Source organism: Salipiger sp. CCB-MM3, from assembly GCF_001687105.1.
Lineage (GTDB): Bacteria > Pseudomonadota > Alphaproteobacteria > Rhodobacterales > Rhodobacteraceae > Salipiger.
This window is the reverse complement of sequence record NZ_CP014596.1, coordinates 1,418,268-1,430,776: the sequence shown is the minus strand read 5'-3', so window position 1 is coordinate 1,430,776 and position 12,509 is coordinate 1,418,268. Positions and strand designations below refer to the sequence as shown.

At 65.8% G+C, this 12,509-nt stretch carries 12 protein-coding genes; all 12 read left to right on the top strand.

Translation table 11 applies throughout. The annotated features are described in order from the left end of the window. Positions 1-19 precede the first annotated feature (19 nt). Positions 20-994, top strand: coding sequence for a sugar ABC transporter substrate-binding protein (locus tag AYJ57_RS20250; RefSeq protein ID WP_066110259.1), 975 nt, complete (start codon positions 20-22; stop codon positions 992-994). Positions 995-1,238: 244 nt separating this feature from the next. Further along, on the top strand, positions 1,239-2,177 hold the full coding sequence (locus AYJ57_RS20245; RefSeq protein WP_224904087.1) for an ABC transporter permease: 939 nt from the start codon (positions 1,239-1,241) through the stop codon (positions 2,175-2,177). 11 nt (positions 2,178-2,188) lie between these two features. Then, on the top strand, positions 2,189-3,202 hold the full coding sequence (locus tag AYJ57_RS20240; RefSeq protein WP_066110255.1) for an ABC transporter permease: 1,014 nt from the start codon (positions 2,189-2,191) through the stop codon (positions 3,200-3,202). Next, positions 3,199-4,017: an ATP-binding cassette domain-containing protein gene (locus tag AYJ57_RS20235; RefSeq protein WP_066110254.1), complete on the top strand. Its 819-nt coding sequence runs from the start codon at positions 3,199-3,201 to the stop codon at positions 4,015-4,017. The genes AYJ57_RS20240 and AYJ57_RS20235 overlap by 4 nt, the downstream gene beginning before the upstream one ends. Before the next feature lie 67 nt (positions 4,018-4,084). Next, positions 4,085-4,993: a sugar phosphate isomerase/epimerase family protein gene (locus AYJ57_RS20230; protein ID WP_066110252.1), complete on the top strand. Its 909-nt coding sequence runs from the start codon at positions 4,085-4,087 to the stop codon at positions 4,991-4,993. Continuing rightward, on the top strand, positions 4,990-6,012 hold the full coding sequence (locus tag AYJ57_RS20225) for a Gfo/Idh/MocA family oxidoreductase (RefSeq protein ID WP_066110250.1): 1,023 nt from the start codon (positions 4,990-4,992) through the stop codon (positions 6,010-6,012). Before AYJ57_RS20230 ends, AYJ57_RS20225 begins: the two co-directional genes overlap by 4 nt. Before the next feature lie 11 nt (positions 6,013-6,023). Next, positions 6,024-7,196 (top strand): Gfo/Idh/MocA family protein, encoded by a 1,173-nt coding sequence (locus AYJ57_RS20220; protein WP_066110248.1) that lies wholly within the window; start codon positions 6,024-6,026, stop codon positions 7,194-7,196. 91 nt (positions 7,197-7,287) lie between these two features. After that, positions 7,288-8,229 (top strand): sugar phosphate isomerase/epimerase family protein, encoded by a 942-nt coding sequence (locus tag AYJ57_RS20215; RefSeq protein ID WP_066110247.1) that lies wholly within the window; start codon positions 7,288-7,290, stop codon positions 8,227-8,229. An 11-nt stretch (positions 8,230-8,240) separates the two neighbouring features. Continuing rightward, on the top strand, positions 8,241-9,281 hold the full coding sequence (locus tag AYJ57_RS20210; protein WP_066110245.1) for a Gfo/Idh/MocA family protein: 1,041 nt from the start codon (positions 8,241-8,243) through the stop codon (positions 9,279-9,281). A 3-nt stretch (positions 9,282-9,284) separates the two neighbouring features. Further along, on the top strand, positions 9,285-9,569 hold the full coding sequence (locus AYJ57_RS20205) for a putative quinol monooxygenase (RefSeq protein WP_066110243.1): 285 nt from the start codon (positions 9,285-9,287) through the stop codon (positions 9,567-9,569). 91 nt (positions 9,570-9,660) lie between these two features. Further along, positions 9,661-10,500 (top strand): TIM barrel protein, encoded by an 840-nt coding sequence (locus AYJ57_RS20200; RefSeq protein WP_250637302.1) that lies wholly within the window; start codon positions 9,661-9,663, stop codon positions 10,498-10,500. Positions 10,501-10,520: 20 nt separating this feature from the next. After that, the gene (locus AYJ57_RS20195) at positions 10,521-12,434 is read left to right on the top strand and encodes a bifunctional 5-dehydro-2-deoxygluconokinase/5-dehydro-2-deoxyphosphogluconate aldolase (protein WP_066110241.1); all 1,914 of its coding nucleotides are present in this window, start codon (positions 10,521-10,523) and stop codon (positions 12,432-12,434) included. Positions 12,435-12,509 lie beyond the last annotated feature (75 nt).

Sequence of the window (12,509 nt, the reverse complement as noted above, 5' to 3'; positions counted from 1 at the left end):
GGGACAGGGAGGAAGTTCAATGACCAAATTCAGCCGTATCGCGGCCACCGTTTCGTATGCCGCCGTTGCAGCCGTCGCCGCCACCGCGGTCTCCGCTGCCAATATCTTCGTTGTTGGCGGCAAGCCCGACGATCCCTTCTGGTCCATCGTGAAGCGCGGCGCAGAAGATGCCGGGCTCGTCGCCGAGGCACAGGGCGGATCCGTCACTTGGCTCGGGCCGCAGAACTACGACAACCTCGGTGTCGATGCCGCGGAACTGATCCGCCAGGCGATCGATCAGGGTGCCGACGCCATCGTCGGGCCGAACTGGGTGCCCGAGGCGATGGACCCGGCCTTTCAGGCGGTGGTCGAAGCCGACATTCCGCTGATCATCTACAATGCCGGTGGCCTCGATGCCGCAGACCGTCTGGGCGCGATGAACTATGTCGGCTCGGACGACTACAAGGCCGGTGTCGCCGGCGGCGAGTATCTCACCGAGAACGGCCAGACCAATGGCGTCTGCATCAACACGCTGCCGGGCGCGGCCAACATCGAGGCCTATTGCAACGGCTTCGTCGAGGGCATGGGCAACGGCGGCGGCGAAGGCTCGGTGCTGCCGCTTCCGGCAACCTCCTTCGGGTCGGCCACCGCGGTGGCGCAGGCGGTGCGCGCGCATCTGCTGCAGCACCCCGAGATCGACGCTGTGTTCACCGTCGGCAACGTCGACGCCAACTCGGCGATCAGCGGCATCCAGCAGTCCGGCAAGATGGGGCAGGTGCATGTCTGCGGCATCAACTTCGACGAGACCATCCTGAACAACATCAAGGACGGCAAGCAGACCTGCGCCATCGATCAGCAGGGCTACCATCAGGGCTTTCTCGCGGTGTCGATCCTCAACAGCTACGTGAACTACGGGCTGACCGTGCCGACCCGCGAGATCCTCACCGGTCCGGGCATCATCGACAGCTCCAACGTCGAGGCCACAATGGCCGGCGTGAAGGAAGGCACGCGCTAAGCGCGTCCCCTGACCTCATGAGCATCGGCCGCGCGTGATCCGCGCGGTCAAGGGAAGACACGGCGCAGCCCGGGCTGCGGCGCGGAGCCTCGTGTCTTCCCGACCCACCGGACCGAACCAGCACGGGGGAGCCAAAATGGCCACTGCCACCCAACAGAAATCCACGACGGCGAGCGCGAGACCATCGCTGCAGTCCTCTCTGGGTCAGCTCGTACGCCGGCCCGAGACGGGCTCCGTGCTCGGCATGATCGCGGTCTTCGTCTTCTTCGCCCTTGCCGCGGGCAAGATCTTCCTGTCGCCCGCCGGTTTCGCCAGCTGGCTCAATGTCGCCGCAGAGATCGGCATCGTCGCGCTGCCCGTCGGCCTGCTGATGATCGCCGGAGAGCTTGACCTGTCGGTCGGCGCGGTGATCCCGGCCTCGTCGCTGACGTTGGCGGTGATCTCCGGCCACTACGGCCAGCCCGAGATCGTCGGCATCCTCGCGGCGCTGGGGGTCGGCCTGCTGGTCGGCGCAGCCAACGGTTTTCTGGTGATCCGCACCGAGGTGCCCTCGCTCATCGTTACCATCGGCATGATGTTCGCGGTGATGGGGCTGACGCTGGGCTTTTCGGTGATGCTCACCGGCTCGACCAGCACCTCGATCGTGCCGGACGCCTTCTACAAGGGTCTTCTGGGGCAGTTCATAGGTGGCATGTTCCAGGTCACCATCTTCTGGTGGATCGCCTTCGCGCTGGTCATTGGCTACGTGCTGCATGTCGCGCCTTGGGGCAACTGGATCTACGCCTTGGGCGGCGACAAGATCAGCGCCCGCAACGCGGGTATCCCGACCGAGCGGCTTACCATGTCGCTGTTCATGACCAGCGGCTTCTGCTCGGCCTTTGTCGGCATCAGTCAGGCCATGGTCTACCAGAGCGCGCAGGTCGCGGGCGGCCAATCCTTCATCTTTAACTCGATCATGTGCGTGGTCATCGGCGGCGTGCTTCTGACCGGCGGCTTCGGCTCGGTGATCGGCATCGTGCTCGGCACCATCACCTTCTCGATGGTCAACCAAGGCATCTATTTCACCGGGTTCGACCCGAACCTCGGCAGCGTGATCATCGGCGCGCTCCTGCTTCTTGCGGTGCTGATGAACGACACCTTCCGCCAGATGGCGCTGTCCTACTCCACCAAGAAGAAAAGCTGAGGAGAGAGACAATGTATGACCTCATCGTCGGAAAACTCCTGAAGCGGCCCGAGGCCGGATCCATCCTCAGCCTCATCGCCGTCATCCTGTTCTTCGTGCTCTTTGGCGGCGTCGATCTGACAAGCCTCTTCGGGGCCGCCAGCTGGGTGAACTTCGCCGCCAACCTCGGCATCGTCGCCATCCCGATGGGGATGCTGATGATCGCCGGAGAGCTCGACATCTCGATCGGCGCGATGATCCCGGCAGGCTCCATGAGCATCGCGATCATCTCGGGCTATTACGAGATGCCCATCGTGATCGGCATCCTCGGCGCGCTCGGCATCGGCGTCATCGTCGGACTGATCAACGGGATCCTGACCGTGCGCACCTCGGTGCCCTCGCTGATCATCACCCTCGGCACGCTGGTCGCCATGCAGGGCATCGTGCTCTCGGCCTCGGTGCTGCTGACCGGCAATGCCTCGGTGCCGCTGCAGGCGCCCGGCTGGGCCAAGGCGATCTTTGGCACGCTGCTTGGCGGATCGTTCCAGATCATCATCCTGTGGTGGCTCGCCTTCACCGTCGTGATGGTCCTCGTGGTTCACCACACCCGCTACGGCAACTGGATCTTCGCCATGGGCGGCGACAAGATCAGCGCCCGCAACGCCGGTATCCCGACCGACCGGATGACCATCGCGCTCTTTGTTCTCTCAGCCACCAGCGCCTCCTTCGTGGGCATGTGCGGCGCCATCCTGTTCAACTCGGCGCAGGTCTCGGGCGGCATGAACTACATCTTCAACGCCGTCGTCGCGGTGGTCGTCGGAGGGGTGCTGCTGACCGGAGGCTTCGGCTCGATCCTCGGCATCTTCTTCGGAACGCTGACCTTCGCGGTGGTCAGCCAAGGCATCTATTTCACCGACATCGACCGCAACTGGTCGAGCCTGATCATCGGCGTGATGCTTCTCGTGGCCGTGCTCATGAACAACAGCTTCCGCAGCGCAGCCCTCAACTTCTCACCCATGAAAAAGAAAGCGGGGACCAAGGCATGACCCATCCGGTTCTGGAACTTCGCAACGTCAACAAGAGCTTTGGCCCGATCGACGTTCTGCACGACATCACTCTGCAAGTGAACGCGGGCGAAGTGCTCTGCCTGCTCGGAGACAATGGCGCAGGCAAGTCCACCCTCATCAAGACCCTCGCCGGCGTGCACAAGCCGACCTCGGGCGAGATGTTCATGGACGGCGAGAAGGTGAGCTTCGACAAACCCAAGGACGCCGCCGACCGCGGCATCGCCACGGTGCACCAGTTTGGCGGGACCTTTCCGCTGATGTCCATCGGGCGCAGCTTCTTCGTGGGGGTCGAGCCGACCAAGAAATTCGGCCCGTTCCGCATCTTCGACAAGAAGACCGCAAATGAGACCGCGGTGAAGGCGGTGCAGGAATTCGGCATCACCCGCATCGACGACGGCGACCGGCTGATCGGCGGTCTCTCGGGCGGCGAGCGCCAGTCGCTGGCCATCGCCCGTGCGGTCCACTTCGGTGCGCGCGTGCTGATCCTCGACGAGCCCACGGCGGCGCTCGGGGTGAAGCAGGCCAGCCACGTGCTGCGCATCGTGCTCGAGGCGCGCAAGCGCGGTCTGGCGGTGATCTTCATCACCCACCAGGTGACCCACGCCATGGCGGTCGGCGACCATTTCGCGGTGCTGATCCGCGGCGCGCTCGCGGCCAACTTCATGCGCGGCGAGAAGACCCGGGAAGAGATCACCGATCTCATGGCAGGGGGGGAGGCCCTCGCCAGTCTGGACGCCGACATCGAAGGGTACATGGAGACCCACGAAGGTCATCCGCCCCAGCCGGTGGCCTGAGGACAAAAAGCCGCGCCGCCCGTCACGCGGCGCGCGCCCCGACATCTCTTAGGGAGGAGACAGAGCCATGAAGATTGCGCTCGACCCGTTCATGCACCGCCACCTGAGCCTTGAAGAGCTGCCCTCGAAGGTCGCCGAGCTTGGCTACGAGTGGATCGAACTCAGCCCCCGCGCGGATTTTCTGGAGTGGTTCAAGGCACCCCGCGTCTTCCCGGATCGCGTGAAGAGCTTCAAGAAGGCGCTCTCGGACTCCGGCGTCGGCATCGCGTCGCTGCTGCCGATGTACCGCTGGGCCAGCCCCGACGAGGCCGAGCGGCAGGCCGCGGTGCGCCACTGGAAACGTGCCATCGAGATCTGCATCGAACTGGGCGTCGACACGATGAACAGCGAATTCGGTCGCGGCCCGCACCCCGACAAGGGCGGCTGCTACTGCTGCCACACCGGCTCGATGATCGAGAGCTGCGAGGATGCGTGGTGGCGCTCCATGGAAGAGCTCGTGCCGATTTTCGAGCGCGAGGGGATCATGCTGCACATCGAGCCGCACCCCGAGGATTGGGTCGAGGAACTGCAGCCTGCGGTCGACATCATCCGCACGGTGAACTCCAAGCAGGTGAAGTTCCTCTATTGCGCGCCGCACACCTATTACTTCGGTGACGACACCAAGGCTATGCTGCGCGAATGCGCCGACGTGCTGGCGCATGTGCATGTGGCCGACACGTTCAACCACAAGGCCAGCTCGGGCCTGCGCTACATCCTCAACCCGCCAGGCACCAACGCCCGCATCCACCAGCATCTCGACATCGGTCAGGGCGAAGTGCCTTGGGACGACTTCTTCGGCACGCTCGCCGAAATCGGCTTCGACGGCATCATGACCGCCTGCGTCTTTGCGTGGGAGGACCGCATGGACGCCTCGGGCACCTTCATGCGCTCCGAGATGCAGCGCTACATCGACAAGCATTTCGGGGGTGCAAAATGAGCCTTCGTGTTGGCGTGATCGGGACGGGGATGATCGGGCAGGATCACATCCGCCGTCTGACCCAAGTCCTCTCTGGGGTCGAGGTGGTCGCAGTGAGCGACATCGACCGCGACCGTGCAACCTCTGCCGCGCCGCAGGGCGCCGAGGTCTATGACACCCCTCAGGCGCTGATCCGCGCCGAGAATGTCGACGCCGTGGTGATCTGCTCGTGGGGACCGGCGCACGAAGAGCAGCTGCTCGACTGCATCGCCGCGGGCAAGCCGGTGTTCTGCGAAAAGCCGCTCGTCACCTCGGAAGAGGCGGCGCTGCGGGTGATGGAGGCCGAGGTCGCCTTTGGGCGCCGGCTTGTGCAGGTGGGCTTCATGCGCCGGTTCGACGCCGATTATCGGCGGCTGAAGGCGGTGCTCGACGGCGGCACGCTGGGCCTTCCGCTGATGTATCATTCGGTGCACCGCAACGCATCGGTTCCGCCGGGGCTCTATACCTCGGAGATGCCGCTCAACGACACGCTGGTGCATGACGCGGATATCTCGCGCTGGCTGCTGTCGGACGAGATTGCCTCGGTCGAGGTGCGCCTGCCGCGTAAGTCGCGTCAGGGCGGCGAGCTGCGCGATCCGCATTTCGTGCTGCTGCATATGGCGGGCGGGGCGATCGTGGATGTCGAGATCTCGGTGAACATCGCCTACGGCTATGACATCCGCGGCGAGGCCTCCTGCGAGCGCGGTGTCGCGGCGCTGCCCAACCGTCCGGCCACGGTGGTCTCGGACGCCAGCGGTATCCGCCAGACCATCCCCGAGGATTGGCGGGAGCGTTTCATCGAAGCCTACGATCAGGAGTTCCGCGAATGGATCGCCGCCGCCCGCGAGGGCACGGCGACCGGGCCGAGCACCTGGGACGGCTATGCCTCGACGCTGGTGGCCGATGCCGCGCTGCGCGCGGTCGCCAGCGGCGGCCGCGAGATGATCCGCATGCGCGACAAACCGGCGCTTTACGAAGCGCCGATCTCGCGGGCGGCCTGAGAGGAGCGGATATGATCAACGGCGAACGCACACTCTCGCGCCCCCTGCGTTGGGGCATGGTCGGCGGCGGGCGCACCGGGCAGGTGGGCTACAAGCACCGCACCGGTGCGCTGCGCGACGGCACCTACCAGCTGCTGGCCGGGGCCTTCGATCTCGACGCCGAGCGCGGTCGCGACTTCGGCACCAACCTCGGCGTGGCGGCGGACCGCTGCTACGCCACCTATCAGGATCTGATCGCCGGTGAAGCCGGGCGCGAGGATGGCGTCGAGGTGGTCTCGGTCGCCACGCCCAACTTCACCCACTACGAGATCACCAAGGCGCTGCTGCAGGCAGGCATCCATGTGATCTGCGAAAAGCCGCTCTTCTTCACCGTGGCCGAATGCGACGAGATCGCCGCGCTGGCCGAGGAAAAGGGGCTGATCGTCGGCGTCACCTACGGGTTCACCGGCCATCCGCTGGTGCATCAGATGGCGGCGATGGTGGCCAAGGGAATGCTGGGCGAGATCCGTATCGTCGACATGCAGTACACCCACGGCTTCAACGCCGGGGACGATACCGATGCGGGCGAAGCGGTGAAATGGCGCACCAACCCGGCAACCGCGGGTTCGACCTTCGTGCTCGGGGATATCGGCACGCATCTCTACTATCTGTCGGAAGTGGTGCTGCCCGAGCTCCGGATCGAAAAACTGCTCTGCGACCGCAAGGCCTTCATCCCCAGCCGCGCTCCGCTCGAGGACCATGCCACGGTGCTCATGCATTACGACAATGGCGCGCGCGGGCGGCTCTGGGTCAGCTCGGTCAACGCCGGGAACATGGGCTCGCAGCACTACCGCTTCGTTGGCTCCAAGGCCTCGGTGCAATGGTCCGACAGCCATCCCGATCAACTGATCTATGAGGTGCAGGGCGAGCCGAACCGCATTCTGCACCACGGCATGCCCTATCTCGAGGACGAAAGCCTCGCGGTGGACCGTATGGGCGCGCTGCACACCGAAGGGCTGGGGGACAGCTGGGCCAATATCTACCTGTGGATCGCCGAGGCCATCGACGCCAAGGCGCGCGGGGATGAGGCCTTCCTCGACACCCACCACTACCCGGGCATCACCGCCGGCACCGAAGGTGTGCGCTGGCTGGAAAATTGCGTCCGCTCCGCCGATGGCGGCTCGGAATGGGTCACCTACCAGTGACCCGGCACGGCGGGGCGGCCTCTGGTTCTCCTCCCACTCCCAAATCGGGGCGGCCCCGCCGGACTGTATTTACTTCTTCGGAGTCAACGAGATGAAACTTTCCATCTGCACCGACGTGATGGGTGATCTGTCCTTCACCGACATGCTCGACAAATGTGTCGCCCTCGGCGTCGAGGGGATCGAGATGACCGGCGGCGGCTGGTCGCCCGCACCGCATTTCCGCGCCGAGACGCTGCTGGCCGACCGCGCCGAGCTGAAGCGCCGTCTCAAGGAGATTGAGGCGCGTGGCCTCGAGATCGCCGCGCTCAACTGCTCGGCCAACCCGCTCGATCCGGGCGAGATGGGCAAGCGTCACCGTAAGGAGATGGAGGACACCATCCGTCTCGCGGGCGAGATCGGCGTGAAGAAGATCGTCACCATGTCGGGCCTGCCCGAAGCGGCACCCGGCGATATGGTGCCGAACTGGCTGGTCTATACCAAGTCGTGGCCCGACGAGATGCCCGAGCGCGACCGCTACCAATGGGAAGACCGGGCCTTCCCGCTCTGGCACGACCTCGTGAAGCACGCCAAGGCCTGCGGCGTCGAGAAATACGCGCTGGAGAACTTCTCGGCCATGCTGGTATGGAACCCCGAGACGCTGTTCCGTCTGCGCGATGGAGTGGGCGACATGGTCGGCATGAACCTCGACCCCAGCCACCTCTTCTGGAAAGGGGCCTGCCCGATTGCCGTGGCGCGCGCGCTTGGCCCGGCGATCCACCACGTACACGGCAAGGACACCCGGATCGAGCGTGGCCTCTGCGACGTCAACGGCCTGCTGGAACTCAAGGAGGTGACCGATGTGGCCAACCGCGCATGGAACTATGTGGCGGTCGGCGCGGGCCATGATCTGCAATGGTGGAAGGAGTTCTTCTCGGTGGTCGGCATGATGGGCTACGACGGCTGGGTCTCGCTGGAGATGGAGGACTTCACCATGTCCACCAACGCCGGGATCCAGTCCTCGATCGACGCCCTTCAGGCCACGATCATTCGCTGAGGGCAGAGATCATGAAGATCGGCGTTGTCGGATACGGAACGGGCGGGCGGCACTTTCATGCGCCGTTCATCGCGGCGGCGCGGGGCGTCAGCCTCGCGGGTGTCGTCGCGCGAGCGCCCGCCACCGTGGCCGCCGTGCAGGCGGAGCTGCCCGGCACGCCGATCTTCTCCAGTCTTGCGGCCATGCTCGAGGCGGGCGTCGATGCGGTGACCATCACCACGCCGCCGCAAACCCGCCGCGCGCTGGTGATCGAGGCTATCGCGGCGGGCGTCCATGTGATCGCCGACAAGCCTTTCGCCCCCTCAGCCACCGCCGCGCGCGAACTGGCCGAGGCGGCGCGGGTCAAGGGTGTCACGCTCGGCGTCTACCACAATCGCCGCTGGGACGCGGATATCCGGACCCTGCGCAAGCTGATCGACGATGGTCGGCTCGGCGCGGTCTGGCGGCTGCACTCGCGCATGGATTTCGACGATCCCGCCACGCTCGAAGCGGGCCCCACGGGCGGGCTGCTGCGCGATCTCGGCAGCCATGTGGTGGATCAGGCGCTCTGGCTGCTGGGGCCGGTGGTCTCGGTCGATGCCCAGCTTGATATGGTAGACCTGCCCGAGGGGCCGACCGACGCTGGCTTCGTGCTGACCCTGCGCCATGAAAATGGTGCGCATTCACATATTTCCGCCAGCAAGCTCAACCACCTCAGCTGCCGCGAACTGCGCGCCTATGGCAGCGCGGGCAGCTATGTGGCCGCTGGCACCGACGTGCAGGCGCAGGCGATCTTTGCCGGGCAGCGCCCAGTGGATGATCCTGAGGGCTGGGGCTACGACGCCGAGCCGCATTGGGGCACGCTGCGCACCGCCGCGGGGGCGGTGAAAATCCCCTCCGAGCAGGGGCGCTACCACGCCTATTACGAAGGCTTCGCCGAGGCCGTGCGCGACGGCACGCCGCCCCCGGTCACTGCCGAAGCGGCCATCGCCACGCTGGCCGTGCTCGACGCCGCCCGGCGCAGCGCCACCGAGGGGCGCAGCATCGCCCTTTCTGAGATCGAAGGGGCCTGAGCCATGTATAAATTCATCATCACCATCGAGCTGAAGCCCGGCACCCGCGACGAGATCCTCGCCCGCGCGCCCATCGCGCAGGCCGCCACCCGCGCCGAGCCGGGCTGCCTTGCCTATGATTTCTTCACCTGCACCGACGATCCCGACAAGCTGGTCTTCGTCGAAAGCTGGGTGGATGAGGCCGCGCATGGCTTTCACATGGAGCAGCAGCACACCAAGGATTTCATCGCCTTCCACGAGCAGTTCCACAAGCGGCTCACCTTCGAAACCATTAATGTGGCGGGCTGAGATGAGCGGGCCGATCTCCATAACCTGCGCGCCCTGCTGCTGGGGGGTGGACGATGTGAGAAACCCACATCTGCCGCCTTGGGAGCAGGTGTTGGACGAAGCCGCCGCAGCGGGCTTCGGCGGGCTCGAGTTGGGGCCGTACGGGTATATGCCGCTGGATGCGGGTCGGGTCGGAGGCGCACTTGAAGAACGCGGCCTATCCATCGTTGCAGGAACGATTTTCGACGATCTCGTCTCAACGTCCAATCGCGAGGAACTGCTGCGGCAGACCGCCGAGATCTGTGCCCTGATCACCGCACTGCCGAAGCCGCAAGTCCATGCGGGCCAGCGCTTCGAGGCGCCGTATCTGACGGTGATGGACTGGGGTCACGACGTGCGCGATTACGCCGCCGGTCATTCGGACCGCGCGCCGCGCCTGTCGCCGGACTACTGGCGCGGCATGATGGACAACATCCGGGCCATCGCAGAGCTGGCTCGGGACCGCTACGGCGTGCGCGCGGTGATCCACCCTCATGCGGGCGGCTATATCGAGTTCGCCGACGAGTTGGATCAACTGGCACAGGACATTCCCGCGGAAACCGCGGGCCTCTGCCTCGATACCGGCCATATGGACTATTCCGGCATGGACCCCGTGGCCACGCTGCGCGCCTATGCAGGTCGCGTGGATTACATTCACTTCAAAGACATAGATGCCGAAGTTTATGCGGATATCATGTCGCGCGAAATCCGCTTCTTCGACGCCTGCGCCGAAGGGGTCATGTGCCCGATCGGCAAAGGCCGCATCGACTATTCCGCCATCCGGTCACTGCTCACGGAACTCGGCTATGGCGGCTTTATCACCATCGAACAGGAACGCGACCCACGGAACAGCGGCAGCATCCTGCAGGACCTGGCGGCCAGCCGGGACTTTCTGCGGCGCGCCGGGTTCTGAAGCAAGAAGGGGGGAGACCCATGACCAAGACCTTGGATGTGATCACCATCGGCCGGGCCGGTGTGGATTTCTACGGCAGCCAGATCGGTGGCCGTCTGGAAGACATGGGGTCCTTCGACAAATACATCGGCGGCTCGCCCACCAATATCGCCTGCGGCACCGCGCGGCTTGGGATGAAGTCGGCACTGATCAGCCGTGTCGGCGATGAGCATATGGGGCGCTTCATCCTCGAACAGCTGGCGCGCGAGGGCGTGGAAACGAGGGGCGTCGTCACCGACCCCGAGCGGCTCACGGCGCTGGTGATCCTCGGCATCCGCGATCAGGAACAATTCCCGCTGATCTTCTACCGCGAGAATTGCGCCGATATGGGCCTGTGCGAGGACGATATCGACGAGGCGTTCATCGCCTCGGCCCGCGCGGTGGTGCCGACCGGCACGCATCTGAGCCACGAGCGCACCCGCGCTGCCGTGCTCAAGGCGCTGGAGCTGGCGCGGAAACATGGCGCGCAGACCGCGCTCGACATCGACTATCGCCCGAACCTCTGGGGCGTGCTCGGCCATGGCGACGGCGAGAGCCGCTTCGCCGAGAGCGCCGAGGTCACCGCGCAGCTGCAATCCACGCTGCACCTCTTCGACCTGATCGTCGGCACCGAGGAGGAGTTCCACATCGCTGGTGGTTCGACCGACACGCTTGAGGCGCTGCGCAACGTGCGCAAGGTCTCGGACGCGACGCTGGTCTGCAAGCGCGGACCGATGGGGGCGACGGCCTTCGAGGGCGAGATCCCGGACAGCCTCGACGGCGGCCAGACCGGGCCGGGCTTTCCCATCGAGGTGTTCAACGTGCTGGGCGCCGGCGACGGTTTCATGTCGGGTCTTCTGAAGGGCTGGCTCGATGGTGAGGACTGGCCCACCACGCTGAAATACGCCAATGCCTGCGGCGCCTTCGCCGTCTCGCGCCACGGCTGCACCCCGGCCTACCCGAGCTGGGAAGAGCTGCAGTATTTCTTCGAGCGCGGCATCAAGCGAAAGGACCTGCGCAATGACGCGGCGCTCGAGCAGGTGCATTGGGCGACGAACCGCAAGGGCGACTGGTCGACCATGCGCGTCTTCGCCTTCGATCACCGCAGCCAGATGGAAGAGATGGCCGGCGCTACACCCGAGAAGATCGGCGCCTTCAAGCAGCTCTGCCTGCGCGCCGCGCATGAGGTGGCGGGCGGGCAGGGCGGCTACGGCATCCTCTGCGACGGGCGTCTCGGGCGCGACGCGCTCTACGAGGCCGAGGGCACTGGGCTGTGGATCGGACGCCCGGTGGAATGGCCGGGCTCGCGGCCGCTGATGCTCGAGCCCGATCTCGGGCCGGACTACGGCGGGCTGACCGAATGGCCGCGCGACCACGTGGTGAAATGCCTGTGCTTCTGCCACCCCGACGACGACGCCGAGACCTGGGCGGCGCAGGAGGAGACCGTGCTGCGGCTCTTCACCGCCGCGCGGCGCAACGGGCTGGAGTTCCTGCTGGAGGTGATCCCCTCGAAGGTCGCGCCGGTGAACGACGAGACCACGGCGCAGGTGATCCGCCGCTTCTACGCGCTCGGCGTCTGCCCCGACTGGTGGAAGCTCGAGCCGTTCAAGACCGAGGCGGCCTGGGCCAAGGCGGTGGCGGCGATCGAGGAGAACGACCCGCGCACCCGCGGCATCGTGGTGCTGGGTCTCGACGCGCCGGAGCAAGAGTTGGCCGAGAGCTTTGCGCTCGCCGCGCGCCAGCCGCTGGTGAAGGGCTTTGCCGTGGGCCGGACGATCTTCGGCGACGCGGCGCGGGCCTGGATGGGCGGCGCGGTCAGCGACGGCGAGGCAGTCGAGCAGATGGCGGCGCGCTACGCCAAGCTCTGCAAAGTCTGGGACGCGGCGCGCGCCGGTGCCCGGCTGAACGCAGCATGAAGGATGGCGGGAATGGAGGGGGCGCTGCCCCCGTCCGCGCCGGGGCGCGAACTCCCCCGGGATATTTTGATCTAG